The organism is Bradyrhizobium diazoefficiens (assembly GCF_016612535.1).
GTDB lineage: Bacteria > Pseudomonadota > Alphaproteobacteria > Rhizobiales > Xanthobacteraceae > Bradyrhizobium > Bradyrhizobium diazoefficiens_C.
On the sequence record NZ_JAENXS010000001.1, the window covers coordinates 2,840,611 to 2,866,485 of the forward strand.

General features: G+C 65.0%; 26 protein-coding genes. 5 read left to right on the plus strand and 21 right to left on the minus strand.

Annotated elements, in window-relative coordinates:
• Positions 1 to 10 precede the first annotated feature (10 nt).
• Positions 11 to 274: a type II toxin-antitoxin system HigB family toxin gene (locus tag JJE66_RS38625; protein WP_311979911.1), complete on the minus strand. Its 264-nt coding sequence runs from the start codon at positions 272 to 274 to the stop codon at positions 11 to 13.
• A 277-nt stretch (positions 275 to 551) separates the two neighbouring features.
• Positions 552 to 2,573, minus strand: a complete 2,022-nt coding sequence (locus JJE66_RS13410; protein ID WP_200514720.1) for a YgiQ family radical SAM protein — start codon at positions 2,571 to 2,573, stop codon at positions 552 to 554.
• 227 nt (positions 2,574 to 2,800) lie between these two features.
• On the opposite strand from JJE66_RS13410, the gene JJE66_RS13415 reads away from it, so the two are divergent.
• Positions 2,801 to 2,965 (plus strand): hypothetical protein, encoded by a 165-nt coding sequence (locus JJE66_RS13415; protein WP_200514721.1) that lies wholly within the window; start codon positions 2,801 to 2,803, stop codon positions 2,963 to 2,965.
• Between the two features lie 6 nt (positions 2,966 to 2,971).
• Here the strand turns inward: JJE66_RS13415 and JJE66_RS13420 are convergent, their stop codons facing one another.
• Positions 2,972 to 3,652 carry a GntR family transcriptional regulator gene (locus JJE66_RS13420; RefSeq protein ID WP_200514722.1) on the minus strand — a complete coding sequence of 227 codons (681 nt, stop codon included), beginning with the start codon at positions 3,650 to 3,652 and terminating at the stop codon, positions 2,972 to 2,974.
• Between the two features lie 8 nt (positions 3,653 to 3,660).
• On the minus strand, positions 3,661 to 5,073 hold the full coding sequence (locus tag JJE66_RS13425; protein WP_200514723.1) for an FAD-binding oxidoreductase: 1,413 nt from the start codon (positions 5,071 to 5,073) through the stop codon (positions 3,661 to 3,663).
• 174 nt (positions 5,074 to 5,247) lie between these two features.
• Here JJE66_RS13425 and JJE66_RS13430 point away from each other — a divergent pair, with 174 nt between their 5' ends.
• A complete protein-coding gene (locus tag JJE66_RS13430) occupies positions 5,248 to 6,132 on the plus strand; it encodes a dihydrodipicolinate synthase family protein (RefSeq protein WP_200514724.1) in 885 nt (294 codons plus the stop codon).
• A 9-nt stretch (positions 6,133 to 6,141) separates the two neighbouring features.
• Here the strand turns inward: JJE66_RS13430 and JJE66_RS13435 are convergent, their stop codons facing one another.
• From JJE66_RS13435 to JJE66_RS13450, 4 genes are read right to left on the minus strand one after another with little or no spacing between them, the layout of a single operon-like run.
• Positions 6,142 to 7,371, minus strand: a complete 1,230-nt coding sequence (locus JJE66_RS13435) for an MFS transporter (RefSeq protein WP_311979863.1) — start codon at positions 7,369 to 7,371, stop codon at positions 6,142 to 6,144.
• Positions 7,368 to 7,697, minus strand: coding sequence for a hypothetical protein (locus tag JJE66_RS13440; RefSeq protein ID WP_200514725.1), 330 nt, complete (start codon positions 7,695 to 7,697; stop codon positions 7,368 to 7,370). Before JJE66_RS13440 ends, JJE66_RS13435 begins: the two co-directional genes overlap by 4 nt.
• On the minus strand, positions 7,694 to 8,263 hold the full coding sequence (locus JJE66_RS13445; protein WP_200514726.1) for an isochorismatase family protein: 570 nt from the start codon (positions 8,261 to 8,263) through the stop codon (positions 7,694 to 7,696). The genes JJE66_RS13440 and JJE66_RS13445 overlap by 4 nt, the downstream gene beginning before the upstream one ends.
• A 55-nt stretch (positions 8,264 to 8,318) precedes the next feature.
• Complete coding sequence (locus JJE66_RS13450) at positions 8,319 to 8,771, minus strand: MarR family winged helix-turn-helix transcriptional regulator (RefSeq protein WP_200514727.1); 453 nt, start codon at positions 8,769 to 8,771, stop codon at positions 8,319 to 8,321.
• Between the two features lie 264 nt (positions 8,772 to 9,035).
• Here JJE66_RS13450 and JJE66_RS13455 point away from each other — a divergent pair, with 264 nt between their 5' ends.
• Entirely contained in the window at positions 9,036 to 10,268 is a 1,233-nt protein-coding gene (locus JJE66_RS13455; protein ID WP_200514728.1) for a rhodanese-like domain-containing protein, read from the plus strand.
• A gap of 149 nt (positions 10,269 to 10,417) precedes the next feature.
• Positions 10,418 to 11,575 carry a radical SAM protein gene (locus tag JJE66_RS13460; protein ID WP_200514729.1) on the plus strand — a complete coding sequence of 386 codons (1,158 nt, stop codon included), beginning with the start codon at positions 10,418 to 10,420 and terminating at the stop codon, positions 11,573 to 11,575.
• Between the two features lie 96 nt (positions 11,576 to 11,671).
• On the opposite strand, the gene JJE66_RS13465 is transcribed toward JJE66_RS13460, so the two are convergent.
• The 11 genes from JJE66_RS13465 to JJE66_RS13515 form a co-directional block, all read right to left on the minus strand.
• Positions 11,672 to 12,550, minus strand: coding sequence for an NAD(P)-dependent oxidoreductase (locus JJE66_RS13465; protein ID WP_200514730.1), 879 nt, complete (start codon positions 12,548 to 12,550; stop codon positions 11,672 to 11,674).
• 9 nt (positions 12,551 to 12,559) lie between these two features.
• Complete coding sequence (locus JJE66_RS13470) at positions 12,560 to 13,471, minus strand: transketolase family protein (RefSeq protein WP_200514731.1); 912 nt, start codon at positions 13,469 to 13,471, stop codon at positions 12,560 to 12,562.
• Positions 13,468 to 14,283 carry a transketolase gene (locus tag JJE66_RS13475; protein ID WP_200514732.1) on the minus strand — a complete coding sequence of 272 codons (816 nt, stop codon included), beginning with the start codon at positions 14,281 to 14,283 and terminating at the stop codon, positions 13,468 to 13,470. Before JJE66_RS13475 ends, JJE66_RS13470 begins: the two co-directional genes overlap by 4 nt.
• Before the next feature lie 15 nt (positions 14,284 to 14,298).
• Positions 14,299 to 14,955, minus strand: a complete 657-nt coding sequence (locus tag JJE66_RS13480) for a class I SAM-dependent methyltransferase (RefSeq protein WP_200514733.1) — start codon at positions 14,953 to 14,955, stop codon at positions 14,299 to 14,301.
• A 19-nt stretch (positions 14,956 to 14,974) separates the two neighbouring features.
• Positions 14,975 to 16,249, minus strand: a complete 1,275-nt coding sequence (locus JJE66_RS13485) for a nucleotide sugar dehydrogenase (RefSeq protein WP_200514734.1) — start codon at positions 16,247 to 16,249, stop codon at positions 14,975 to 14,977.
• Positions 16,246 to 17,175: a Gfo/Idh/MocA family protein gene (locus JJE66_RS13490; RefSeq protein WP_200514735.1), complete on the minus strand. Its 930-nt coding sequence runs from the start codon at positions 17,173 to 17,175 to the stop codon at positions 16,246 to 16,248. The genes JJE66_RS13485 and JJE66_RS13490 overlap by 4 nt, the downstream gene beginning before the upstream one ends.
• Before the next feature lie 7 nt (positions 17,176 to 17,182).
• Positions 17,183 to 18,742 (minus strand): PfkB family carbohydrate kinase, encoded by a 1,560-nt coding sequence (locus JJE66_RS13495; RefSeq protein ID WP_200514736.1) that lies wholly within the window; start codon positions 18,740 to 18,742, stop codon positions 17,183 to 17,185.
• The gene (locus JJE66_RS13500) at positions 18,739 to 19,746 is read right to left on the minus strand and encodes an NAD-dependent epimerase/dehydratase family protein (protein ID WP_311979865.1); all 1,008 of its coding nucleotides are present in this window, start codon (positions 19,744 to 19,746) and stop codon (positions 18,739 to 18,741) included. The genes JJE66_RS13495 and JJE66_RS13500 overlap by 4 nt, the downstream gene beginning before the upstream one ends.
• Positions 19,747 to 20,739 carry an NAD(P)-dependent oxidoreductase gene (locus JJE66_RS13505; protein ID WP_200514737.1) on the minus strand — a complete coding sequence of 331 codons (993 nt, stop codon included), beginning with the start codon at positions 20,737 to 20,739 and terminating at the stop codon, positions 19,747 to 19,749.
• Between the two features lie 15 nt (positions 20,740 to 20,754).
• Positions 20,755 to 21,525, minus strand: coding sequence for a transaldolase (locus JJE66_RS13510; RefSeq protein ID WP_200514738.1), 771 nt, complete (start codon positions 21,523 to 21,525; stop codon positions 20,755 to 20,757).
• A gap of 164 nt (positions 21,526 to 21,689) precedes the next feature.
• Positions 21,690 to 22,427: an SIS domain-containing protein gene (locus JJE66_RS13515; protein ID WP_200514739.1), complete on the minus strand. Its 738-nt coding sequence runs from the start codon at positions 22,425 to 22,427 to the stop codon at positions 21,690 to 21,692.
• A 217-nt stretch (positions 22,428 to 22,644) separates the two neighbouring features.
• On the opposite strand from JJE66_RS13515, the gene JJE66_RS13520 reads away from it, so the two are divergent.
• On the plus strand, positions 22,645 to 23,427 hold the full coding sequence (locus JJE66_RS13520; protein ID WP_200514740.1) for a TylF/MycF/NovP-related O-methyltransferase: 783 nt from the start codon (positions 22,645 to 22,647) through the stop codon (positions 23,425 to 23,427).
• Between the two features lie 6 nt (positions 23,428 to 23,433).
• Here the strand turns inward: JJE66_RS13520 and JJE66_RS13525 are convergent, their stop codons facing one another.
• Together JJE66_RS13525 and JJE66_RS13530 are read right to left on the minus strand one after the other, a co-directional pair.
• Complete coding sequence (locus tag JJE66_RS13525) at positions 23,434 to 24,645, minus strand: class I SAM-dependent methyltransferase (protein ID WP_200514741.1); 1,212 nt, start codon at positions 24,643 to 24,645, stop codon at positions 23,434 to 23,436.
• Positions 24,646 to 25,797, minus strand: a complete 1,152-nt coding sequence (locus JJE66_RS13530) for a UDP-galactopyranose mutase (RefSeq protein WP_200514742.1) — start codon at positions 25,795 to 25,797, stop codon at positions 24,646 to 24,648.
• Positions 25,798 to 25,875: the final 78 nt, after the last annotated feature.

Consider the following 25,875-nt stretch of genomic DNA (forward strand, 5'->3'; position numbering starts at 1 on the left):
CGGCCTGATCTCAGTCGCCGCCATGTCGAACCTCTCTCACGTCGATCTTCGTAGTCACGGTGCGTGCCGATCCATTGATCCACACGATGCTCTTCTCGAAATCGACGGCGACGACCAGCCGGTAGTCGTTTCCCTTGACGTTGAATACGACACGGTCCGCCGAGATGATGCTGGCGGTCGCGTAGCTGCGCCTGATATCCGCAGTACCGGTTGGAGCACGATCCTCGCTTGCTGCAATGCGTCGAACAGGCGCGGAATAACCTTCGCGCGGGATGCGGTGTGAAGCTCGAAGATATCAATACGGAGTAGCGGGAGGCGCCCATATCCCGATGATGTCATCATGCGCCTGTTTTGCCCGACGGGTCAAGCGATTTTCTGTTTCTCGGAAATTTCGGGCTCGACCGACGCTCTCAGGCGCGATCACCATGCATCCCGATTTCATTGCACTTTAAGCCCTTGATTTCGCTAACCCCGGCTACTGTGCATGGGGTTGTTTTCGATCATCTTGTTACAGGGGCGCGCGTCATGACGAGCCGCATCGCATCCCCCTGTTACTTCATCACCCGCAGACCCTTGGTGGTGAACTTCCGCGTCTTGTCGCCGGGACGCACCGGGCGCCGTGTGCCGGCGGCCTTGCCGGTGCCGGGCGGCTGGTGCGCGGGGACGAGCTGGTGGGGCTGCGAGCCGATCAGGTCGCGGCGGCCCATCTCGATCAGCGCCTCGCGCAGCACCGGCCAATTGTCAGGGTCGTGATAGCGCAAAAACGCCTTGTGCAGGCGGCGCTGGCGCAGGCCCTTGATCGCCTCGACCTTGTCGCTGCCGCCATGGCGCACACCGCGCAACGGATTGACGCCGGTGTGGTACATCGCGGTGGCGGTCGCCATCGGCGAGGGCAGGAAGGTCTGCACCTGGTCGGCGCGGTAGCGGTTCTTCTTCAGCCACAGCGCGAGGTTCATCATGTCCGCGTCGGTCGTGCCCGGATGCGCCGCGATGAAATAGGGGATCAGATAATATTTCTTGCCGGCCTGCTCGGCGGCGGCATCGAACATCCGCTTGAACTTGTCATAGGCGCCGATGCCCGGCTTCATCATCTTGTCGAGCGGACCGCGCTCGGTATGTTCCGGCGCGATCTTCAGATAGCCGCCGACGTGATGGGTGACGAGCTCCTTGATGTATTCGGGGCTCTCGACCGCGAGGTCGTAGCGCACGCCGGAGGCGACCATCACCTTCTTGATGCCCTTGGTCTCGCGCACCTTGCGATAGAGCCGGATCAGATCGTCATGCGAGGTGTTGAGGTTCGGGCAGATCTCCGGGAAGACGCAGGACGGCCTGCGGCACGCGGCCTCGACCTTCGGGTCCTTGCACGCCATCCGGTACATGTTGGCCGTGGGGCCGCCGATGTCGGAGATCACGCCGGTGAAGCCCGGCGTCTTGTCGCGGATCTTCTCGATCTCGCGCAGGATCGACCCTTCCGAGCGGTTCTGGATGATGCGGCCTTCGTGCTCGGTGATCGAGCAGAAGGTGCAGCCGCCGAAGCAGCCGCGCATGATCGTGACCGAGAACTTGATCATGTCCCACGCCGGGATTTTTGCTTCGCCATAGGACGGATGCGGGGCGCGCGCGTAGGGCAGGTCGTAGACCGCGTCCATCTCGTCGCTGGTGAGCGGGATCGGCGGCGGGTTGAGCCAGAGATCGCGATCGCCGTGGCGCTGCACCAGCGGCCGCGCATTGCCGGGATTGCTCTCACGATGCAGCACGCGTGAGGCGCGCGCATAGGCTTCCTTGTCCTGCTCGACCTGCTCCAGCGCCGGCAGCCGGATCACGGTCGCGCCCTTCTGGCGCGTGGCGCCCTCGTCGGCGGAGTCGAGATCGTCGGCATGCAGCTCGGCGTAATCCTCAGGCACGCGCCGGAACAGCGCAACGCCCCTGATGTCGTCGAGCGCACGCGGCGCTTCGCCGGCGGCGATGCGATGTGCGACCTCGACGACGGCGCGCTCGGCATTGCCGTAGAGCAAGAGATCGGCCTTGGCGTCCGCCAGCACCGAGCGGCGCACCTTGTCGGACCAGTAATCGTAATGCGCGATCCGGCGCAGCGAGGCCTCGATGCCACCGAGCACGATCGGTACGTCCTTGAACGCCTCGCGGCAGCGCTGGGCGTAGACGACGGTGCAGCGGTCCGGCCGCTTGCCGCCTTCGCCGCCAGCCGTATAGGCGTCGTCGTGGCGCAGGCGGCGGTCCGCGGTGTAGCGGTTCACCATCGAATCCATGTTGCCGCCGGTGACGCCGAAGAACACCTTTGGCTTGCCGAGGGCCTTGAACGGTTCGGCCGAATGCCAGTCCGGCTGCGAGATGATGCCGACCCGAAAGCCTTGCGCCTCCAGCAGCCGGCCGATGATTGCCATGCCGAAGCTCGGGTGGTCGACATAGGCATCGCCCGTCACCAGCACGATGTCGCAGGCATCCCAGCCGAGCGCATCCATCTCGGCGCGGCTCATGGGGAGGAACGGCGCCGGCTTGCGCGGGCGCGCCTGGGCCATCAGGGGCTTTTCGGCGGTGATGATTTGGGTGTCCATGGCGCACAGGCATAGGACCCCGGGCCGGCGAATACAACCGATCTCGACCGTGTCCGGGCGCGCCCCTGCGCAAAATAGTTCCATCGACATGTGTAGCAATTCACGCGCAGGAACCATCCGCCTTCGCGAACATTCTGATGGCAGGGTTTGCGGGGAGCCCGGCTTACGCGTGCTCCTGTCCCCGATCCGGATTGCCTCGATATTCGCCATCGGGCGATGGGGGAGCTGTGAATACAGTCATAGAGAATTTGCTGTCGCGGAAGCAGAAGCTTGTGGAACAGCTCGAGAAGGCGCAGTCGGTCGAGGACCGCGACAAGATCGAGCACCAGCTCGAACAGATCAACACCGCGCTGGATTTTCTGGACAGGCCGGGATCGAAGGGCGGGCGGTAGAACCGCTCAGTCCAGCTTGAGCGCCTCCACCTTCAGCGCCTTGGCGTAGACCAGGCCCGAATTGGTGATGTGCGTCGTCATCAACGCTTCGAAGGCCGGGAATTCGCCGCGCGCGAACAAATCGAGCAGCTTGCGATGTTCGTCGAACGACGAGCGGGTGCGCACGTCGATCGGCGAGGTCAGATTGGTGCGGAGTGCGGCGACGCGGCCCGAGACGAGCTGGTAGGACTCGGCGAGATAGCGATTGCCGCAATGTGCGAACAGGCCCTCGTGAAAGGCAGCGTCGGCGCGGCCATAAGCGATGTTGTCCTTCGCCATGACGGCGGGCTCCATCGCCGCGATCGCCTCGCTCATCGTCGTGAGCGCGCCGTCGCGATCGTGGTGAAAGGCGAGCTCGGCAGCCTTGGGTTCGAGCGCAATGCGGAAGGTGCAGAGCGCAGTGATATCCTCGGCGCTCGGCGTGAACACGAAACTGCCGACCTGCGGCCGGATCACCACGAGCCCCTGCGCCTGCAACTGGCTCATCGCCTCGCGGACCGGCGTGCGGCTGACGCCGAAGGAATTTGCCACCATCTCCTCGGAGATGGCCGCGCCCAGCGCGAACTCGCCGTCGATGATGGCCTGGCGCAGCCGCAGCATCACCCGCTGCGACAGCGATTTCGGCGTATCGAGCTTGAGCGATCGCATCGGCGCTCTCAGATCACCTTGCCGGGATTGAGCAGATGATCGGGATCGAGCGCGGCCTTCAACGTCCGCATCAGGGCGATCTCGGCCTCGCTGCGGGCGTGTCCCAGCCACTTCTTCTTCAGCGTGCCGATGCCGTGCTCGGCCGAGACGCTGCCGCCCATGTCGTGGACGAGGCCATAAATGATGGTGTCCATCTCCTCCTTGGGCTGCCGTTCGACGGCAAGGCCCGTGACCCAGGAGACCAGATGCAGATTGCCGTCGCCGATATGGCCGTAATAGACGCTCTCGCAGCCCTTGATGCCGGAGGCCAGCGCGGCCTTGCAGCGCGTGACGAACTCGTCCATCCGCGCCACCGCAAGGCCGATGTCGTAAGAGATATGCGGACCCAGCACCTGGCCGAACTCGGCGCAGATGTCGCGCACGCGCCAGAAGGCCTGCGTCTGCGCCAGCGATTGTGCCACGGCGGCATCGACCAGCAGACCACGCTCCATCAGCTCTTCGAGCCAGGCCTGGAAGCGCGGTGCATCGAGATTCTCATCGGTGCCCTGCGCCTCCACCAGCACATAGAGGCTGTCACCCGCGGCGACCGGTGGCTTGACGCCAGCGCGCGTGGTGATGACGTCCCAATAATCCGGCCACATCACCTCGAACGCCGACAGCAGCGGGCCAAGCCCGCTGCGCGCCGCGTCGAGCAGCGCGATCACCGCGGAATAGTCCTTCAGCGCGCAGAGCGCGGCCATGGTCGAGCGCGGTTTCGGAAACAGCCGCAGCACCACGCGGGTGATGATGCCGAGCGTGCCTTCCGAGCCGATGAAGAGATGCTTCAGATCGTAGCCGGCATTGTTCTTCATCAGCTTGTTCAGGTTGGTGATGATGGTGCCATCAGGCAGCACTACCTCCAAGCCGAGCACCAGCTCGCGCGTCATGCCGTAGCGGATCACGCGGTTGCCGCCGGCATTGGTCGAGAGATTGCCGCCGATCGCGCAGGAGCCGCGCGAGCCGAGATCGAGCGGAAAGAAGAGGCCGGCTTCATCCGCTGCTTTCTGGATCGTCTCCAGAGGCGTGCCGGCTTTCACCGTCATCGTCATTGAGGCGCGATCGATCTCCTCGATGCCGGTCATCCGCTCCAGCGAAATTGCGACCCAGCCCGGTTCGGGTGCGGCGCCGCGGCAGAGCCCGGTCAATCCACCCTGCGGCACGAAAGGCAGGCGCGCCTGCCGACAGGTCAGAATCGCGTCCGCAACGCCTTGTGCGTCGAGCGGGCGGATCACCGCGCGCGGCGTCTGCGGCAGGCTCGCACTCCAGTCGTTGCAATTGCGTGCAGGCACATCGCTGCCGGTCAGCACGGCTGTGGCACCGAGCTTGTCACGTAGCGCCGCGAGCAACGGGTCGGGATGTCCGACGGGGGGCGCGATGTTCATGCGTTACCTCTTGCAGATTGGCCGGCCGCCTGTGGCGGGCCATCCGGCGGGGAATTGCATCCACCTTGTATGTAAGGTACAAGATAGAAAGTAAAGCAAAAACAAGGCTCCGATAAGCCCCGAAGATCGTTACGGATCAGGGGCTTATTCGGAGCGACAACAATGGGTGGTGCTATGACGGAGGCAATTCGCGGGTTCTGGGTGGCGTCGGCGACGCCGCTGGCGACGGACGGTAGCGTGGACTCCGCCAAGCTTGCCGCTCACGCCGAAAAGCTCTTCGGCAAGGGCGTCGACGGCGTCGTGCTGTTCGGCACCACCGGCGAGGGCACATCCTTCAATGTCGCCGAACGCGTCGCAACCATCGAAGCCGTGCTCAAGGCCGGTGTGCCAGGGGAGCGCATCGGCATCGGCGGCGGCTTTCCCGCGATCAGCGACGGCATCGCGCTGACGCGCACCGTGCTCGGCCTCGGCCTGCGCCACGTGTTGTATCTGCCGCCCTATTTCGATCGCAGCGTCACGCCTGAAGGCATCGAGAATGCGTTCGCCGCGATCATCGACGGTGTCGCCGACGATCGCCTGCGCGCCTACCTCTATCACATCCCGCAGATTTCGGGCGTTGCGATCCCAACCGCTGTTGCCGCGAACCTACGCAAGCGTTACGGCAAAGTGGTTGCTGGATTGAAAGACTCCAGCGGCGACTTCAAGCAGTTCCAGGCGTTCCGCGCCGCGGCGCCCGAGCTTGCGATTACCGTCGGCAATGAAACGGACATCGCCCGCGCGATCGCTGGCGGTGGCGCCGGCACCATTTGCGGCATGGCCAACATCGCGCCGGAGCTGGTCAAGGCGATGATCGATGGCAAGGACGTCGAAGCGCGCATGCAAGCCGCGGTCGATATCGTGGTGAAGTCACCCTCTTTCCTCACAACGCTCAAGGCCATCCTTGCGGCCCAGACTGGCGATGCAAGTTGGCTGCGCGTGCGTCCGCCGCTGCGCGCGTTGTCGGACGGTACCGCGCCCAAGGCGAAGCTGGACGAATTGACCAGCCCCGCCATCGCCTAAGCGCACATTTCATTCGCGGTGAACCTCCGCGGTGCGCGCCGACATGGCGCGGGCCGCGACCAGCGCGGCCGCAAAGCCGGCCGCTGCACCCACGCCGAGCGCCCAGCGCGGGCCCAGATTGTCTGCGACCCATCCGACGATCGGTGCGCCGATCGGCGTGCCGCCCAGCGCGACGCCGAGGCGCAGCGCCATCACGCGCCCCCTCATCCGCGGTTCGGTGGAGAGCTGCATCATGGCGTTCGACGTATTGGTGACCGTCAGGGCAGCGACCCCGATCAGGATAAGGCTGCCGGCGAACAGCCAGTAGCTGGGCGCAAGCGCGGCCAGCGTGCATCCTGCTCCGAAAGCCGCGGCCCCCAGCAGCAGCGAGCCAAACCGCGGCTGTGCGCGCCCGGCGGCCAGCAGTGCGCCCGAGATCGTGCCGACCGCCATCGTCGACGACAAGAGGCCAAAACCGCGCGCATCGGTGTGGAAGACGGTGACCGCCATCGTCGAGATGAAGACCGGAAAGTTCAGCCCAAACGTGCCGATCAGGAACAGCATGATCATGATCGCCCTGAGGTCGCGGCGCGACCACACGTAGCGAAAACCCTCGGTCATGCCGCCCTTGGCCCGGTGCGCCCGCGCGTTGGGGCGAAGCTCCGAGGTGCGCAGCAAGGCGAGTGAGCCGAGCACGGCCATAAAGGATGCGGCGTTGAGCAGGAACGCCCAGCCGGTGCCGATCGAGGCGATGACGATCCCCGCTATCGCAGGCCCGACCATCCGCGCAGCGTTGAAGGACGTCGAGTTCAGCGCGATCGCATTGGAGAGCTCGCCGTCGCCGACGAGCTCGGCCACAAAAGTCTGGCGCACCGGGGCATCGAAGGCCGCAGCGCAGCCGAACAGGAAGGCGAACACATAGACGTGCCAGAGCTGTACCAAGCCGGTGACCGTGAGAAGGCCGAGGACCAGCGCCAGTACGCCCATCGTCGCCTGCGTCGCGACCAGAAGCTGGCGTTGGTTGAAATGGTCGGCCGCATAGCCCGTCCACGGCATCAGCAGGAGCTGTGGCCCGAACTGGAGCGCCATCACCGCGCCCACGGCCGACGCATTGTGCCGTGTGAGCTCGGTGAGAACCAGCCAGTCCTGGGCAGCGCGCTGCATCCATGTCCCGGTGTTGGACACCAGCGCGCCTGCGGCCCAGACGCGGTAATTGTAGTTCCGCAGTGAGCGAAACGTGCCCGCCACCGGCGCGCTCACGAACCCGCCGGTGTGTTGCCGCCGTGGAACCGGCCGAAGTGCCGAGCGCAGAACAGTCTGAGGAGCAGGGCACCGAGCCCGAGCGCGGCGACATCGCGCATCTCCAGCAGGGCGAACTCTCCGACGCGACAGACGAGGAGATACCCGACGATCAAGTTGAAAAAGCCCCAGAGCACGTTGACCGTCGACGAGGACAGGCCTTCTCCTCGCGGCGTCGCGAACGGGCTCTGGAACGGCTCTCCGCGCAGGCCACTAACGAGATGTGGAACGGCGTTCGCCAGAAATGCGCCGCCGAAGAAATAGGAAACCAGGTGAAGCCAGTTCATGCCTGCGCACTCCGTGTTGCCAGTAGTTCGATGATCGCCTGCGCCGAACCGCTCTCGCCGAGCCGCGGAAACACGTTCGCGGTGCTGTAGTCGTGCGCCTCCGGACGCGGGTCGGTCATGGCGTCGGTGGCCAACGTGACATTGAAGCCCGCCTCATACGCCTGCCGCGCGGTGGCCTCGACGCCGGTCCCGGTGGCGATTCCGGCGATGACGACCTGCGTGACCTCGCGCGATCGCAGCTGGCTTTCGAGATCGGTGCTGGCGAACGCGCCCCATGTCCGCTTGGTCACGGTGATATCGCCGGGCTGTCGATCGAGCTCGGGAATGAGATCGGCCCATCCGTCGGGGAATGGACCGCCAGCGCGTGGCCGCTCCGTGCGGCCCGGCGCTCCGCCATCGACATTGACCAGCACGACCGGCAGGCGATGCCGCCGAAACGCGGCGGCAAGCGCGCTAGCGCGCGCCACGACGTCGCCCGCGGCGGGGATGGAAGGCGAGTCGAAGATGCCGCGCTGAAGGTCGACGACAATGAGGGCGGTGATCGGGTCGAGCGTTGTGAGGGCCATGATCGTGTCCTTCCGGCAGCCGCATGTTCCGCGCGACGGATGCGGCAGGGCAGCGTCAATCGTCGACGAGCCGTTTGAGCAAGGAGACGGCGGCGGCGAGCTCGTCCTGCTCTCGTAGTGAAAGCCGTGCCGAAACGGTGCGCGAGAGCCAATCCTGCCGGGCGGCGCGACCGACCCGGATACGCTCGCGGCACGCCTTGGTCAGCGACAGAATGGATTGACGGCCGTCCTCCGGATCGGGCGCGCCGCTGACGAGGCCCGCGTCCAGAAGAGCGGCGACCGCGGTGCTCATCGATTGCGGACGCATCTTTTCCGATCGCGCCAGGCTCGACACCGTAGCAGGGCCGTCCTTTTCCAGACGCAGCAAGACAGACACCTGGGACGGCGTCAGGTCCTCCGGGCCGGTCTGTTCGCGCAGCCGGCGCTTCAGCTTACCGACCAGCGAGCGGAGGTCTTCGGCGAGCGCGCCAGCGCGCGCGGACGGGCGTTGGTTCGACGAATTGATCATGCCGGATCGAATAAAGATATGAAGGTAATCTGTAAAGATTATCTGTGCAGGTAGCCTGAATAAAAATTGCGTGAGTGAGGAACCGCCGGTGAGACGCATGCGCTGGCCGCGCCCTTGCATGTCGTGCTGCGGGTCGCTGGTATGATCGAGAAGCAGGTGGCTGGTTGAGGCCGCCGTGCGACGGGGCGGCTAACCGAGAGTGACTAGCTAAGCCGGCCGCAATCGTTCAAAAGCCCATGGGCTGTCCCCGTCAAGGTCCGCGTCATGAAGCTTTCGACCGCCAATCCCGCCGATATCCGCCGCGCGCTGCTGTTGCGCGAGGAGATTGCGCTGCTCGATCTCAGGCACGAGGCGGCCTTTGCCACCGGCCATCCCCTCTTCGCCGCCAACATGGCGGTGGACCGGATCGCGATCGAGGCCGAGGTGAGGCTGCCGCGCAAGGACGTGCCGGTCGTGCTCTATGATGACGGCGAGGGGCTGGTCGCTGCTGGCGCCGAACGTCTTGTGGCGCTCGGCTACACGGGTGTCAGTACGCTCGACGGTGACCTGAAGGCCTGGCGCGCGGTAGGCTACGAGCTGTTCGAGGACGTCAATTCCTATTCCAAGGCCTTTGGCGAGCTGGTCGAGGCGCGCCGTCATACGCCGTCGTTTAGCGCTGACGAAGTGGCAAAACTGATCGCAGCTGAGGCGAACATCGTCATCCTCGATGTCCGTCGCTTCGATGAATATGCGACCATGAACATTCCGGGCTCGGTCAGCGTGCCCGGTGCCGAGCTGGTGCTGCGGGCAGGGCAGGCCGCGCCCGATCCCGACACCACCATCATCGTCAATTGCGCCGGCCGCACCCGCTCGATCATCGGAACCCAGTCACTGATCAATGCCGGCGCGCCGAACAAGGTGCGGGCGCTGCGCAACGGCACGATCGGCTGGACGCTGGCGCGGCACACGCTGGCTCATGGTGCCGACCGGCGCGGCACGATGGGGTCGTTCGAAGGCGGCCCGGCCAATGCCCGCGACGTCGCCTATCGCGCCGGTGTCCGCCACATCGGCGCGAACGAGATGCCGGCGCTGGTCGCCGAGACCAATCGCACGCTCTATCGCTTCGATGTGCGCGACGCTGAGGAATATACAGCCGGTCATCTCCCGGGCTTTCGCCACTATCCCGGCGGCCAGCTCGTCCAGGAGACCGACATGGCCGCGCCGGTGCGCGGTGCGCGCATCCTCCTGACCGACGACAAGGGCGTGCGCGCCGACATGACGGCGTCCTGGCTCGCGCAGATGGGCTGGGAGGCCTATGTGCTCCAAGGCGGCTATGACGGCACGCTCGAGGTCGGTCCGCCGCTCGTGCTCCCGAAGCCCGATCCAGCGCATCGCTACCGCCGTCCCTATGAGGGAACGGACGTCGCCGACCGCGCGATGCAGGCCTATCTCGACTGGGAATACGGCCTCGTCGACCAGCTCCGCCGCGACGGTACGCACGGGTTTTATGTGATTTGAGAGCGATCGCGTCGGTCCACCGGAGTTGTACGGGGCGGTCGGGCCAGGCCTTGCCACGCCGCGCGAATGATGGTCGATTTTAACCCGAATCAGTTTTGCGTTCTGCCCAGAATTCCTGGGTCCCCGGGATCCCGCCGCGACGGACGCAAATGGCTCAAGACGCCGATACGATCGAACGACCCGCCTCGGCACAGGCCGCCGCCGCAAGCGCCGCGTTCCTGCGCAGCCTGCCGCAGCCGGAACCGTCGATGGGGTCTGCTGCCTATGCCGCCCAGCGCGAACGCGCGCTCGCTTTCGATCCGCGCCGGCGCGTCAATTATGAAAAATATCTGCGCGCGCGGATCGACCGCAGCGTCGTCGACTATCTGCCGATCAAGCTCGACATCGAGAATGTCAGCCGCTGCAATTTCCGCTGCACCATGTGCCAGGTAAGTGACTGGCACAAAGGGCAGCGCGCCGGCGACATGTCGCTCGACAGTTTCAAGGCGCTGCTCGACCAGCAATACGGCCTGATCGAGATCAAGCTCCAGGGCATGGGCGAGCCGCTGATGCAGGGCGATGCCTATCTCGCCATGCTGCGCCATGCGCGCGAGCGCGAGATCTGGGTACGTACCACGACCAATGCTTCGCTGCTGCATCTGCGCGATAACTATCGCAGGCTGATCGATGCCGATCCGAACGAGGTGCAGATCTCGATCGACGGCGCCGACGAGGCGACGTTCGAGAGCATTCGTCGCGGCTCGGTGTTTTCGCGCGTCATCGCCAATTGCAAGCTGATCAACGCCTATTCCCGCGAGATCGGTGTCGACCGCACCAAGATGTGGGTCGTGGTGCAGCAGTCGAACCGGCATCAGCTGCCGGCTTTCGTCGAGCTTGCGGCGGAAGCCGGCTTCACCAGCCTCGCCTTCTCGCTCGATCTCACCAATTGGGGTCAGGACAAATGGGGCGCGGCGCTGCGCGACATCGTCGCGGAAGATGCTTTCACCGAAGAGCTCTGCGACCGGCTGATGACGCGCGGCCGCGAGCTCGGCGTGCGCGTGGCGTTCTGGAACGTTACCGACAAATATAGCTGGCGCAAGACCGACAAGCTCTGCCCCTGGCCGTTCGAGCGACTCTATGTCTCCTCCGATATGCGAGCCGTTCCCTGCTGCACCATCGCCAATCCCGAGGTTGTCGATTTCGGCAGGGCCGAGGATCTCGTTGCGATCTGGCATGGTGAGGCCTACGAGACGTTTCGCCGGGATCACCGCGAGGGCCGCATTCCCGAAGTGTGCAAGGGCTGCTATCGCGAGGACGATCGCGCCTAGAGCTTCCGTTCCCATAGAATCGGAACGGAAGCTCTAGATTTCTGTTTTGACGCGTTTTCTTCACGCGAACCGGTATCCACTTCGCTGGAAAACGCTTTAGCTGCCGATCTCGCGGCCGTAGCGATCGATCAGCGCGCCGATCTCCATCGGCTGGTAGCCGTAGCGTTCGATGGCATGCGCACTCGAGAGCATGAACGACGTTTTGGTCGGGGCGATTTCTTCGATTTTGGCCGGCACGCCCAGTGCCCGCGCAAGGCGTTCAATGGTCTCGCGCACGGTCAGCGATCCCGCGGCCCCGAGCACCGCGGCGTCGAAGCCGCCCCAGGCCTCGCGCGCTAGCACCGCCAGGACGAGCGCGGCGATGTCGTCGATATGGGCCGCGTTGTTGAAGGGCCGGTCGAGATGGAAGGCGCGAACCGGCTCGCCCGCGCGCAGCCGCGACGCCACGCTTGCGAGCCAATGCCGATGCGCGCCCGGACCGATGATCCCCGGCAGGCGCAGTGCCAGCGTGGAAAATGTGCCGCCGAGCTCGGCGAGCCGCTGCTCGGCGATCAGCTTGGATGCGCCGTAAGCGTCGGGATCTTGCACCGGCGTGGCCTCGTCGACGACGTCCTGCTCGATCCGGCCATAGTAAGAGAGCGAAGAGAAGAAGATGAAGCGGCGGCTAGCCCAGCGTCGCGCCGCCTCGATCAACGCAAAGCTCGCGTCGATATTGCCGCGAACCAGCGTGGCGATATCGACGCCCGGCCCGGGTGATGTCGCCGCAATGTGCACGATGGCGTCGAACGGACCGGCAAGCTGGCCGGCATCGGCCAGATCGGTCCGGACCAACTCAAGCCGCGCGACGTCACGCAAGCGTGCCAGAAAATCCGTATCGCGGCGAAAGGTGCCGACGATATCGTGGCCACCGCTTGCGAGCCGGCGCGCCACCGTGCTGCCCGAAAAGCCGGAGGCACCGGTCACGAGCACGCGCATCGTTTGCCCTCAGCTGATCGCGGCGAGGATCCGCTCGGGCGACAGACCGTGCGCGGCGAGCAGATCGTTGGTCGAGCCGTAATTGTGGATGAAGGCGTCTTGCAGCGTGAAGGTATCGAGCCGGCAGGTGGCACGGACATCCCACGCAATCTGCTTCACCTGCGAGGCGAGCCCGCCCTGCGGCACGTGCTCTTCGATCACGACGACATGGCGGTGCTGCTGTAGAGCGGCCGTGATGCCGTCGCGGTCGAGCGGCTTCAACGTGTGCGCCGAGACCAGCGAGACCGAGCGGCCCTGGGCAGCAAGCTTGTCGGCGACGTCGGTCGCCATCGCGGTAATGACGCCATAGGTGAGGATGCAGACCTCGCTGCCGCGTCGCAGGTAACGCAGTTTGCCGAATTGCCAGGGCTCGGCCTGCGCCGTCAGCACCGGCTCGCCGGCCTTGCCGATGCGCAGGTAAACCGGCCCGTTCTTCTGTCGTGCACACCAGCGCGTCGCCTCGACGCATTCGAGGGGATCGCAGGGCGCCAGCACCTGCATGTTGGGCAGTGCGGAGGCAATCGCGATGTCCTCCTGGGTATGGTGCGTGCCGCCCAGCGTCGAATAGATCACGCCCGCGCCCATGCCGACAACGGTGACGGGAAGGTTCTGGTAGCAGAGATCGTCGCGGATCATCTCGAAGGGGCGGTAGAGGCTGAAGGTGGCGATCGTGTAGGCGAAGGGCTGGCACCCCTTCAGCGCGAGCCCGGCGGCGATGCCGATCATGCTCTGCTCGGCGACACCGACATTGATGAAGCGCTCGGGATATTCGCTGGAGAATTTTGCCATGCTGCCGGCGGGCGAGATGTCGGCGACGACGATGTAGACGTCCGGGTTGGCGGTCGCCTCCGCGTACAGCGTCTCGGAAAAGGTGTTTCTCACGCCTGTGTCTCCAGCTCGCGAATGGCCTGAGCATATTCGTCCTTGTTCGGCGAACGGTAGTGCCAGATCGGCGCATTCTCCATGTAGCTGACGCCCTTGCCCTTGGTGGTGCGCGCGACGACCATCAGCGGCCGATCGCCTTTACGCGTCGATACAGCGCGATAAATCGCCGCGGGATCGTGGCCGTCGATCTCAGCTGTCTCCCAGCCGAACGCATCGAACTTCGCGGCCAGCGGATAAAGCGAAGGATGGGTCTCCGACGTGCGCCCGAGACTCTGAAAGTCGTTGTTGTCGATGAAGGCAACGATGTTGGAAAGTTTTAGCGAGGACGCCATCAGAACGGCCTCCCAGGTCGATCCCTCCTGGGTCTCACCGTCGCTCAGCACGGTGTAGATCATGCCATCGCGGCGCTTGCCGCGCTCGGCGAGCGCCATGCCCACCACCATCGGAAGGCCGTGGCCGAGCGAGCCGGTCGAGGCCTCGATGCCGGGATTGCCATAATCCGGATGCACGCCGAGGCGGCCATGCGGCGTGCAATAGGCGTCGAGGTCGGCCTTGGTGAGCACGCCGAGAGCTTCCAGCACGACGTATTGGATCATGCAGCCATGGCCTTTTGACATTAGGAAGGTGTCGGGCGAGGACAGGCCGGGATTGCGCATCAGAGCATTGTAGATGCAGTCGACGATCTCGGTGCAGGAGAAGGCGCCGCCGATATGCAGCGCCGAGACACGTTGCGACATGTCGAGGATGCGCCGGCGGTAGCGCTGGCAGCGCGTCCGCGCCGCTGTTGCATCGAAGCTGGCTTGGGTCATGAAAGCGTTCTCGTCCTACTCGATGATCGTCCAGAAATAATCGCCGGTATAGCCGGCCTCGTTGAACAGCGCGATCCAGCCTTGCGGAGTGTCATGGAAGCGGGCGGTCAGCACCCACTCCTCGAAAATCGCCTTCTGCTCCGGCGTCCGATAGGAATCGACCTGCACGAAGGCACGGCCGCCCGACACGCGCTGAATTTCCTTCAGCGCCTGGAGACAGCCGGCACGGTCGAGATTGTGAATGGTGTTGAGCGAAATCGCCGCCTTGAAGCTGTTGTCCGGGAACGGCAGCTCCAATGCATTGCCGAGATGCAGCCGGCCGACCGTCTCCGCCTCGCAATGCATCAGCGCGTAGCGGGAGATGTCGAGCCCGAACGCTTCGAGCCCGGGACAGGCGATCATGAAGTCCTTGACCAGAAAGCCTTTGGCGCAGCCGACATCGAGCACGCGGTCGCCGGGCTTGAGGGAGAAGTGCTCAATGAAATCCTGTGCCACCGGCACCCAGCGTCCGTCATAGCGATAGCCGCCATAGCCATATTCGCGCGGACCGTCGAAATAGCTCTCGCCATATTCGCGCGAGATGCGGATGTGCTCCTCGGTCTTGGCCGTGGCGCGCGCGGAGAGATTGCGCTTGCCGCGCGGCAGTTTGGAGAGGAGGTTCACTTCAGCCATAGATGTCATCCAGTACGTGTCACGGCGTACGCGCGCCGAGCGTGCGATAGTCCAGGCCCGCCGCGCGCGCGGCGGCGGCATCGAGCAACCGGTAGGGGTCGAGGACCAGCCGCCCGCGCATGGTGCGCGCGAGATCGGCGGGCGCGAGTTCGCGGAATTCCGGCCAGCGTGTCATGATCGCCAGTGCATCGACGTCGCGCGCAGCCTCGAGCGCGTTCTGGGCGGCCGTCAGATTCGGATGCTGGGCGGCGGAGGCGGGCACCGCCGGATCGAACGCGCGCACCGGCCACGCCGCGAGCTGCGCGATCAGTGCCAGCGCCGCTGAGTTCTTTATCGAATGCGTGTTCTCCTTGTAGGCAAGGCCGAGCACGCCGATTTTCGCTTGCGGCGTCGTTGCCAGCAGCACCTCGTGCAATTCGCGTAGCGCCCAGTCCTTGCGATGCCCGCTGTTGGCGACGATGGCGCGGATCATGCTGGAATCGGTTCCGTGCTGCTGCGACAGCCGCATCACGGTGGCAAGGTCGCGCTCGATATTGCCGCCGGCGAGCCCCAGCCCCGGTGCGAGATAGGCATACGGGCCGATGCGCGCGTCGAGTTTCAGGGCGGGAGCGATCTCCGACCAGTCGGCGCCGACGCGCTCGCAGAGCTCGGCGAGCGTGTTGGCGGTGGTGACGGATGCGGCCAGCGCGCAGTTGATAGAAATTTTTGCAAGCTCGGCGCTTTCCAGCCGCATCGGCAGCAGCGGGCAGCCGAAGGACTTAAGGAAGCTCTGCCAGGCGGACGGCAATGGCGCGTCCGGATCGAGGCAGCCCAGGATGAAACGTTCAGGTTTGGTTGCGCGCTCGACGGCACGGCCGAACACCAAGGTCTCGACCTGGTAGAGAATTGTGCGGCCGGGACGCTGCCGGGCGCGGGTAAAGCCCGGCGGTACCTGGCTGAGGATGACGACGGTCGCATCGTCGCGCGTGTTGGCGAGCACGCTGTCGAGCAGGGCATCGATGCCGCTGAGGTCGCTGACGCCGGTCCCATCGGTTGGCACGTCGGGCGCGACGTAGACGAGGTCGCACGCGTGCAGCATCGTCGCGTCGGCAGAGAAGTTGATGCATTCGCGACGCGCGCGCAGGAGATCGTCGAGCCCGGGCTCGCGCACCGGCAGATCACCTGCAGTGATGCGGCCGATCAGGTGCGCGTCGGCATCGAAGCCGAGCGTCGTAAAACCCTGGGCGGCTGCGGCGATGGCCGAGCAGAGGCCGAGATGGGTCATTCCGGCATAAGCGATACGGGGCTGGCTCATGCGGTGTTCCCCGCCTGAATTTCGTGGCCGAGCCGCGTCAGTGCGCGATGCAGCCAGATGTCATTGGCGAGATCGGTCTCCGCGGCTGTTTCGCAGAGCTGCTTGAAGTGCGCATATTCGAGCGTCCAGGTCGGATCGTCCTGCACCAGGATTTCGCTGAGCTCCGGTGGACGGCCGCTCGGCAGCACGCGGGTGCGGTGGATGAAGCTGCTCGGGCCCCATTTGCATAGCGATTCGATATGCGCCGAGCCGTGCTCGGCGAAGACGTCGCAGGTGAAATGGTTGCGCCAGGACAACAGCGTCATCTCGAGCTCGATCTGCGGGCGTCCCTCCGCGGCGATCACCACATGATCCGGCGCGCGATTCTCGAACCGTTCCGCCGAGACGATGCGGAAATTGTCGGCGCCGTCGCCGAACCAGAAGCGCACGGTGTCGAGCAGATGCGAGCCGAGATCGCCGAGAACGCCGTCGCCGGTGTCGCGCCAGGCCGAGTTGCGCACCAGCCGCGCGGTACCGTTGCCGTAGAACATGCGGCAGCGATAGATCGCGCCGAGGCGCCCGGATTGCAGCAGGTCACGCATTCGCGCGAAATGCGGCTCGAAGCGGTGGTTGTAGGCGGTGACGCACAGCACGCGCCTGCGGCGGGCGAGCGCTTCGAGCGCGCGAAGATCGTCGCCGTTCGCGGCAAACAGCGGCTTCTCTACCAGCACATGCTTGCCGCGCTCGAGCAGATACCGCAGCAACGCGATCTTGGGGGCGTCCGGCGTGCAGACGATGGCCGCATCGAAGCGGTTGACAGGAACATCTTCAAGACGGCGCCAGTTGGCCTCCGGCGTAACGGGATCGACGATCCCGATTGCATCCTCGCCCGCGACCTTGAAACGCTTGTGGCCCTGGACTCCGTACCCGACGACGATGACTTTCATCGCGGCCTCAGCGGTACTGCGCTTGTCGCTCGAGACGGTCGATCTTGTCGAGAATGTCGTTCGGCTCGGTCGGCACGTTGCCCTGGTGCTCGCAGGCGACCGCGGCGGAGAGCGAACCGAGCACGGCCGCGACGACAGCATTGCCGGTGAGATACATGGCCGGTGCGGCATAGGCGAGCAGCGCGTCGCCGGAGCCGACGGCATCGACGACATTGTCGGCAAAGCTGTCGACGGCGAAAAAGGAGCGGACGTCCTCGTCGCTCTTCGGCTCGCCGCGGAAGGCCATCAGGCCGCGCGGGCCGAGCTTGAGCAGCAGCGTCTTGCAGTGCGCCTGGCGGTACAGCTCGGTGCCGAGCGGGCGCACCACCGAGTCCTGGTCGCCGAGCGCGAACCGGGCCTCACGCTCGTTCGGCGTGATGAGGTCAAAACCCTGGAATTCGAGGATGTTGCCCCAGCGGCTCGCGACCTGCGAATCGGCGACCCGGAAGGCGGTCTTCGGAATTGCGTTGATCAGATGCGGAATGGTCTCGCGGTTGAAGATGCCGTGACGGAAGTCCGTGAACACGACAATATCGGCCGGCACCGATGCGATGCGATCGACCAGCGTGCTGACGATGCGTTCGGAGATGGGGCGGTTGTCGACGCGGTCGACCTTGAGCAAATGATGGCCGGCGGCGACGATGACGTCCTTGTTGGTCGTCGGCCGGTTCGGATCGACGATGGCGTGGAAATCGATGTCGGTGTTGCCGAGGTCGCGCTTGACGAATCCGCCGGTCGCGTCATCGCCCAGCACGGTCGAGAAGGTCACCTTTGTGCCGGCGCTGGCGAGATGTTTAGCGACGATACCGGCGCCGCCGACGAAATCCTGCTTCTCCTCGAAGCGCACGCTCATGGTCGGCGTCTTGGTACCGCCGCCGATCACGGCGCAGCGCGTGTAGGTGTCGACGATGGTGTCGCCGATCACGTGGACGCGCAGATCGTGAAAGCGGTCGAGCACGCCACGCAGGCTGTCGAAATCGAGGTGCTCGGCATAGAGCAGCGTCAGGAGCTTTTCGGTCGCGATCGAGGGCGGCGCCGTCTCGATGATGTGCGAGGACGAGAACACGATGTCGCCCGGCGTGAAGATCAGCTCGCCGCCATAGGCCTCGACCGCGTCCTTCTCCTCGGCTGTGCGGGGATGCAGCCCGGCTGCCGTGTATTCGTACCCCTTTGCGAAGATGTCGGGCTCGATCAGGCGGATGTTCTCGATCGGCGTCGGCTTCGGGTCGATCATCACGTAGTCGACGGCCTCGAGCGCTGCGAGGTTGAAGGCGCGGAGCTCCTGCGGCACGAAGGGCCGGAAATTCGCTTTCAGGATATGTGCGTCCGCCGTCAGGCTCGCGATCAGAATGTCGCCCTTGCTCTTGGCGTAGAGCAGATGGCGGACATGGCCGGGATGCACGACGTCGAAGGTGCCGTGGCACATGATGGCCTTGCGCTTGCGTGGACGCCGACCGATCAGCGCAGCGATCTCGGCTGCGCTCTTCAGCTTGTGGCTCACCATGCGATGGGTCGCATCGTCCATCATGCCGGCGCTCCCTTGGTCGTGAGGGCGTTGAACCACGCCGACGTCGCCGCGGCAATGGTCTCCGGGTTCCAGAGCGGTGCGTCGCGCCAATAGTCGATCTCGGCTAGGATGCGGCCGACGCCCTCCTCGAAGCTCACCTGCGGCTCCCAGCCGAGCTCGCGTCGGATCTTAGCGATGTCCGCGAACGTGCAGTCCGGCTCGCCCGGGCGCTTGGGGATGTGGATCACGGGGCCGCCAAGCAGCGCCACCAAATGGTTGACCGATTGCGGATTGCCGGCGCCGAGATTCCAGATATTGCCGGTCAGTTCTGTCTCGCCGGCGCGCAAAAAGGCGTCTGCGACATCGCTGGCATAAACGAAGTCGCGCGTCTGGGTGCCGTCGCCGACGACGGTGTAGGGCTTGCCGGCCAGCTTCTGTCGCAGGAACACGCCGAACACCGCGCCATAGGCGCCCGAGGTGCGCGAGCGCGTGCCATAGGCGTTGAAGATGCGGATGACATTGACCGGGAGCTTGTACACGGCGTGCCAGTGCAGCACCGCCTGCTCGCCCTGATATTTGCTCAGTGCGTACGGATATTGCGGCGAGATCGGGTGGTCCTCGCGGGTCGGCGTCGCAGCGAGTCCATAGCAGGAGGACGATGCCGCATAGACAAGCTTGCGCACATGGGCGTGCCGGGCGCATTCCAGCACCTGCGCCGTGCCCTGCACGTTGACCTGCATGTAGTCGAGCGGGGATTCGATCGAGGGCACGATGTCGCCGATTCCAGCGAAGTGGAACACGCGGGTGACGTCGCGGAATAGTGCGCTGCCCGGCTGTAAATCACGGATATCGCCCCGCTCGAAGGCGAGATCGGGATTATTGGCGTGCGCGGCAAGATTGGCCTCGCGGCCGCCGACGAGATTGTCGATGACGCGCAGCCGGTAGCCCCGTTCCAGCAACAGCTCCACCATGTGGCTGCCGATGAAGCCGGCGCCACCCGTTACCAGTGCGGTCCGGACGCGCACTCATCTGGCCCCGAGCTTCTTCATGGTGCGGACGTTGTAGTACCAGTCGTCGTCAAAGCTGTTCGGCAGCAGGTGATTGACGAAGGCGCGAGCGAGGTCGCGCATTGCGTCCTCGATCGTCCGTGCGGGCGCGTAGCCGAGCACGCGACGGATCTTGTCGGAATTCACGTGATAGGAGCGATTGTCGTCCGACGGCGTGGTAACGATGCCGATCTCGCGGCCGCTCCTCGCCTCGACGACGGATTTCACCATGCTGGCGAGGTCGGCGATCGCGTGGTTCTCGAAGCCGATATTGAAGGTCTCGCCGTGGATATTGTCGTGCGGCGCCGTCAGCATCAGCCGGTAGGCGTCGACCATGTCCTCGATATGGAGGTTGGGCCGCATCTGCCTGCCGCCGAACACGGTGATGACGCCCTTGTTCACGGCGTGGTTGGTGAGGATGTTGACGGAGAGGTCGAGCCGCGTGCGCGGACTGTAGCCGCAGACCGTCGCGGGCCGCACCGTGACGCAGGTGAAGTCGTCCGCCTTGTGCTTCCACAGCAGCGGCTCGCACATGCCCTTGAACTTGTTGTAGAGCGTCAGCGGCACCAGGGGATGCTCTTCGGTCACGTTGGGCGCGTCGCTGACACCGTAGACTGAACTCGTCGAGCAATAGACGAAGCGCTTCACGCCCGCTCTTCGCGCTGCGACCACCATCGGTTCGAAACAGTCGTAGTTGATGGTCCTGGAGAGGTTCTCGTCGAGCTCGAAGCTCGCATCGTTGGAGATGCAGGCGAGATGCAGCACGGCATCCTGGCCCTTGAGATGGGTGGCAAGCTTCGCGGTGTCGCGGATGTCGCCCTTTACGACGCGCAGGTTCGGATGGTTCGGCAGCCGGCAACCGAAGAACAGGAGGTCGTAGACGGTGACGTTGTAGCCGTCGGCGAGCAGGCGCGGGACCAGGACATGGCCGACATAACCGGCGCCGCCGGTGACGAGGACGTTCTTGAGCATTGCAATCCGGTGTCGTTAACGATCGATACGCCCGACCACGCGTTTCCTGGCCGGCTTGCGCGGCGACAACTCGTAGCCGGCCGCGAGCGCGTCATTGCGGAACATGGCGACGGTCTCGCGCGAGTAAACGTCGAGGTCCTTGCCGACCAGGTCGAATTTCTTCAGCAGGTCGGCGGACAGCGTGATGATGTGGCAGCCGATGGCATCCGCCTGGAACAGATTGAGCAACTCGCGCGGGCTGGCCCACAGCAGTTGTGCAGCCGGACGATCGACCAGGATTTCCAGAGCCTCCGCCATCATCGCGACCGGATCGCGGCCGGTGTCGGCGATGCGCCCGGCAAACACCGAGACGATCGCCGGCGTCTTGGGGTCGAGCACTTTACAGACGCGTTCGACCTGGCTCAGCGTGAGAATGGCAGTGACGTTGACCTTCACGCCCTCGCGCGCGAGCTCGGCGATGGCGGGGCCGCAGAACTCGCCGCGGGTGGTCGTCACCGGAAGCTTGACATAGACGTTCGGGCCCCACGAGGCGATCTCGCGAGCTTCGTGAGTGATGGTGGCGAGGTCGTCGCCCAGCACTTCGAAGCAGATCGGCCGGTCGCGCACCATACCCAGCGCCGCGCAGCCGAACGTGCGGTAGTCGCCGACGCCCGCCGCGCGCATCAGCGACGGGTTGGTCGTGAAGCCCTTGATCCGCGGATCGAGCGAGGTGCGCTGGATCGTCGCGAGATCCGCGCCGTCGCCAAAGATCTGGATATTGAGCGCGTCAATGCTCAGTGCGTTCATGTCGCGTAAGCCCCTTCAGCTCGTTGCCCGCCGGATCGCCCCAAAAGCGTCCGGCCTGCCAGGTCAAACTCATCCACTCTTGTGCCGGACGGGTTCCGCCCGGCGCAACAAGACGACTCACGCACGACGCAAAATACTCCCCCCGGAGTCCCCAGGCCAGCGCCTCACCATTTGGTGGCGCTGCGCTGCAACTTCGGATGCGAAACCAGGCAATGCCAAACCACGGCCTGGAACGCTTCGGCATGCGGCGTGACACGCTGCTCAGCCGCGGTAGGAATGACGACGACGACGTCACCGGCCTGTTTCGCATAGCCGCCGTCGCGTCCGACGATGCCGAGCACGCGCGCGTTCTTCGCCTTCGCCTCCTTCACCGCTGCGACGATGTTGGGGCTGACATTGCGTTCGAGATTGCCGCCGCCGACCGAGAGAACCAGGATGGCGTCGCGCGCTCCGATGCGGCTGACCCGCAGCCATTCGGCGAACACGCTCGGCCAGCCCTCGTCATTGGTGCGGGCGGAGAGTTCCGAGACGTTGTCGGTCGGTGCGTAGGCCTCGATGCCGCACAGCTTGCGGAAGTCATTGACGGCGTGGCTCGCGTTCGCGGCACTGCCGCCGACGCCGAGGATGAACAGCCGGCCGCCGCGCTCACGTAAGCCGACGAGCTCGTCGCAGAGCGCCTCGATCTCGCCTGCCGGCAAGGCCTGCGCGATCTCGCAGACCTCCCGCAAATATTGGGCGACGTGTTCCACCTTCGCGAGCGGCCCCGTTTGTGTGTCGTCGAGCCCGGTGTGCGGGCCAGCCGGCGAATCACCGCTGACCTGATTATCCCGCCGCGAATCCCGACGCACGGCCGCAATCCGCGCCACCGTAGTCTTACGTGTGTCCGCGGATTGCTGTTCCATGTCTGTGTTCTGAGTCGATTCGGGGCCGCCGAACGATAGGCCGGGGGCAGTTATCAACAGGTCGTGCGCCGAAACGCCTCCCGCACCGCCCCAATCAGGCGCCGCAAGCGCCCGCTGGCCTTGATCGGCGGCTCGCTTAAGCTATCACGCGCTGATTCCATCCCGCGGCCCGATACCGGAGGGGGGAACACAGAATATCTCCAGCCGGTGAAGCGCCATGAGCAGCGATCGTAGCGACGACGTCCCCCCGGAGCCTGCGACCGGGATCAGGTCGCTCGCCTGCGAGCCCTGGGTCGAGATCGCCGATGGTGCTGCGCTTGCGAACTGGTCGGCGGAGGACGAGATCCGCTACAACCAGCAGAACCGGCAGAGCGAGAAGCTGAGATTCTTCCGCCAGGTCTTCGATTTCCTGAAGGAGAACGAGATCGCCGGCGATTACCACGAATTTGGCTGCCACCGCGCGCGCACCTTCCGCATGGCGCTGACGGAGGCACGGCGCAAGAACCTTGGCGACATGGCGTTCTGGGCGTTCGACAGCTTTGCCGGCCTGCCTGCGCCCGAAACCGAGACCAGCGTCGGCAAATGGACGCAAGGCGCGCTCGCGACCTCGGAACAGGAGTTCTTGCGCCTGATCGGCGAGCACGGCATCTACACGGATAAGGTGCGCACAGTGAAAGGCCTCTATGGCGATTCACTTACATCCGCCCTGAGACAGCAATTCGCAGACAGCGGGCGCAAAATCGCGCTCGCGACCATCGACTGTGATCTCTATGAGTCCGCCGTCCCCGTGTTCGACTTCATCGAGCCGCTACTTCAGGCCGGGTCGGTGCTCTATATCGACGATCTCTTCGTCGGCAACCGCGGCAATCCCGGCCGCGGCCTGGCGCGGGCCTTTGTCGAATACCGCCAGCGCTCGCGCTGGCGCTTCGTCCGCCATCTCGACATCGGCTGGTGGGGGCGGTCCTATATCGCCTCCGAGACCGAGACGGATCTGATCTGAGGCGCTTTACGGGTCGAACAGGCTCGCGATCAGGCCCGGACTATCCGGATCCGCTGCACGCAACGTGTAGACGGGCCCGCGATATCCCATCGCCGAGATTTTTCGTGCGATCTCGGCATCGTGCAGATAGGCCGCGATGACGATGGCCGCCATGCCGGCGAGGCGTTCGCCGCGCGGTGGTTCGATCGCGATCTCGCCCGCAGGGCCGTAGACGCAGCGTCCCGCATAGGAGGCGGTGTCGTCGAAAACAGCGGCGAAGGGGGTGCTCTCCTGATAGAGGCCGAGCAGCGCCTGCGCATAGGCGTTGGCGCCGTAGAGTGCGATCGGACCGTCGATCGCGGCGAGGCGCCGTGCCGCCCGTGCGCGCCGTTCGGCCAACGCCGCCAACAAGCCTTCGGACGACATCTCGGACGAGGCGGGGACCTCCCGCGCCTGCGGCTCCGCGGCACGCAGCAGGAAGCCGACATCATGGCCCTGCTTAATGTCGAACACCTCCGCGACCGCAAAGCCGGCACGCGCGAGCAGCCACTCCATCTCGGCGCGCCGGTAGTAGTGCACGTGCGGATAGTGGAAATCGACGATCGAATGGCGGCGCAAGATGTCGTCGGCGCTCGGCAGTTCGAGATAGGCGATGCCGTCATCGGCAAGGCTCACGCGCAGCGCGGCCAGGAACGGCGCAGGCTCAGGCACATGCTCGATGACCTGGCGGCACACGACTGCATCGAAGCGGCGCCCGGCCAATGCCGGGACCGGGAACATCGCGCGGTGCAGCGTTACGCCGGTGCCGGCAAAGCGCTCGGGCCGAAGCGCACGGCTGGGTTCGACCAGATCGACGCGCGCGGATCTTCGTGCCAGCGCCAGCGACAGCGCGCCGCCGCCGCCACCGACCTCGAGCACGGCGGGGTCCTGTTTCAGATGCCGCATGATCAGCGCCGCGGTTTCGTCCACGGCGGCGATCATGCCGGGGCTCACCGGCTCGTTGGTCAGGACCAGCGCGCCATAGAGCTCATCGGCTGCGTCAGTGTCGAAGGCTCGGTTGGAGAGGTGACCGCACACACTACATGCCACGATGTCCAGCTGGCCGAAGCCGCTGGCGGCATCCGTCATGCCGGTCGGCCGCACGGCGTGCATCGGCGTGCGCGCCACCGACCATATCGTCACCGCATCGCCCGATCCGCAGACGACGCAGCGATGCGGCGTGGCGGCGGGCTTAGTCATCTAGCGCCAGGCCTCGATCGGCACCGGATGATCGCGGCCGCCTTCGGCGATCTGCCGCGCCATCACCATCGCCTGCTCGAGGCAGTCGTCGATGTCGAGGCCGTAGCGATAGCTGCCGGCACGGCCGATCGAATAGACGTGGTCGGGCATCAGTGCGTAATATTTGCGCGCGAGCTCCTGCTCGGACTTGAACGGCAGCGGATAATGCTTGCCGTTGTGCGAGGGGATCTCCATGCCGACGAGGCTGGTCGGCGATTTGTGGTGGGTGAACTTCTTGTATTCGACGAGGCGGGTGAAGGCCTCGTCGTTGGCGTAATAGAGGAAATAGACGTGTTCGGGGAAGACGTGCTCGGTCGGCAGCACGATCTTGTGGAAGTCGCGGCCGATGAAGGCGAGCTCGCCATGGCAGCGGCCGAACGGCTCGTCCGGCGAGATGGTCGAGATGATGACGTCGTATGTGTGCTTCTCGCCGCCGAACCAGACCGCACGTGCCGGCAAATCGTAACGCTCGATGCGGGTCGACAGCAGCACGCGGGCGCCTTCGGTCGCTACGCCGAAATAGCGGTTGTAGCCGTCTTCCGCATGCGGATAGGCCGACCATGCGGTGTCCCACGCAGCGCGCGAGCCGCTCTTGATGGTGACGCCCTTCGGCGACCAATTGAAGGTGTCGATGCGCTTGTTGTCGTCGACCAGCCACATCTTCTTGTTGTACTTGTCGATCAGCTTGTCATAGAGCGTCTGGCCGACCGAGCCGACCCAGTATTCCTCGAGGTTCTTTGCCTCAGAGACGCCGCGCGCCGACTGGCGCTCCGCGGCGATCTTCGCGCTGTCGGGCATCAGCGCGATGTCGTCCTCGTGAATCGGATAATTGTAGAAGGCGTTGTCGCGCTCCACATAGGTGATGAACTGGTGATCGGCGCAGGAGCGCAACGGAACGATCGCGTCCATGTAGTCGTACACGGCGCGGTTCTGGGTCAGGAAGTGGCGCGGGCCGAAGGTATAGGGATGACCGCCATACCAGAAGGTGCGAACGCCGGCGCCGAGGAACGGCGCGGCCTCCACGATCGTCACGTCCCATCCGCCCAGCTTCATGAGCTGATGTGTCGCCGCGCAGCCGGCGATGCCGCCGCCGATCACCAGAGCTGTCTTCATCGGTCCGGTCCAGTCCCCTCGCGAATCGGCAAGACACAAATCGGCAAGACACGAATCGGTAAGCCTTGTCGATACAGG

What these genes read in the sequence shown, in the direction of transcription:
- JJE66_RS13425 (WP_200514723.1), bottom strand. Translation starts at nt 5,073, where the DNA reads ATGAACATCGCGCCCCCCGTCGGACATCCCGACCCGTTGCTCGCGGCG.
- JJE66_RS13490 (WP_200514735.1), bottom strand. Translation starts at nt 17,175, where the DNA reads ATGAAAGTCATCGTCGTCGGGTACGGAGTCCAGGGCCACAAGCGTTTC.
- JJE66_RS13485 (WP_200514734.1), bottom strand. Translation starts at nt 16,249, where the DNA reads ATGAGCCAGCCCCGTATCGCTTATGCCGGAATGACCCATCTCGGCCTC.
- JJE66_RS13455 (WP_200514728.1), top strand. Translation starts at nt 9,036, where the DNA reads ATGAAGCTTTCGACCGCCAATCCCGCCGATATCCGCCGCGCGCTGCTG.
- JJE66_RS13475 (WP_200514732.1), bottom strand. Translation starts at nt 14,283, where the DNA reads ATGACCCAAGCCAGCTTCGATGCAACAGCGGCGCGGACGCGCTGCCAG.
- JJE66_RS13450 (WP_200514727.1), bottom strand. Translation starts at nt 8,771, where the DNA reads ATGATCAATTCGTCGAACCAACGCCCGTCCGCGCGCGCTGGCGCGCTC.
- JJE66_RS13440 (WP_200514725.1), bottom strand. Translation starts at nt 7,697, where the DNA reads ATGAACTGGCTTCACCTGGTTTCCTATTTCTTCGGCGGCGCATTTCTG.
- JJE66_RS13530 (WP_200514742.1), bottom strand. Translation starts at nt 25,797, where the DNA reads ATGAAGACAGCTCTGGTGATCGGCGGCGGCATCGCCGGCTGCGCGGCG.
- JJE66_RS13460 (WP_200514729.1), top strand. Translation starts at nt 10,418, where the DNA reads ATGGCTCAAGACGCCGATACGATCGAACGACCCGCCTCGGCACAGGCC.
- JJE66_RS13495 (WP_200514736.1), bottom strand. Translation starts at nt 18,742, where the DNA reads ATGATGGACGATGCGACCCATCGCATGGTGAGCCACAAGCTGAAGAGC.
- JJE66_RS13430 (WP_200514724.1), top strand. Translation starts at nt 5,248, where the DNA reads ATGACGGAGGCAATTCGCGGGTTCTGGGTGGCGTCGGCGACGCCGCTG.
- JJE66_RS13510 (WP_200514738.1), bottom strand. Translation starts at nt 21,525, where the DNA reads ATGAACGCACTGAGCATTGACGCGCTCAATATCCAGATCTTTGGCGAC.
- JJE66_RS13420 (WP_200514722.1), bottom strand. Translation starts at nt 3,652, where the DNA reads ATGCGATCGCTCAAGCTCGATACGCCGAAATCGCTGTCGCAGCGGGTG.
- JJE66_RS13445 (WP_200514726.1), bottom strand. Translation starts at nt 8,263, where the DNA reads ATGGCCCTCACAACGCTCGACCCGATCACCGCCCTCATTGTCGTCGAC.
- JJE66_RS13465 (WP_200514730.1), bottom strand. Translation starts at nt 12,550, where the DNA reads ATGCGCGTGCTCGTGACCGGTGCCTCCGGCTTTTCGGGCAGCACGGTG.
- JJE66_RS13410 (WP_200514720.1), bottom strand. Translation starts at nt 2,573, where the DNA reads ATGGACACCCAAATCATCACCGCCGAAAAGCCCCTGATGGCCCAGGCG.
- JJE66_RS13480 (WP_200514733.1), bottom strand. Translation starts at nt 14,955, where the DNA reads ATGGCTGAAGTGAACCTCCTCTCCAAACTGCCGCGCGGCAAGCGCAAT.
- JJE66_RS13505 (WP_200514737.1), bottom strand. Translation starts at nt 20,739, where the DNA reads ATGCTCAAGAACGTCCTCGTCACCGGCGGCGCCGGTTATGTCGGCCAT.
- JJE66_RS13525 (WP_200514741.1), bottom strand. Translation starts at nt 24,645, where the DNA reads ATGACTAAGCCCGCCGCCACGCCGCATCGCTGCGTCGTCTGCGGATCG.
- JJE66_RS13520 (WP_200514740.1), top strand. Translation starts at nt 22,645, where the DNA reads ATGAGCAGCGATCGTAGCGACGACGTCCCCCCGGAGCCTGCGACCGGG.
- JJE66_RS13515 (WP_200514739.1), bottom strand. Translation starts at nt 22,427, where the DNA reads ATGGAACAGCAATCCGCGGACACACGTAAGACTACGGTGGCGCGGATT.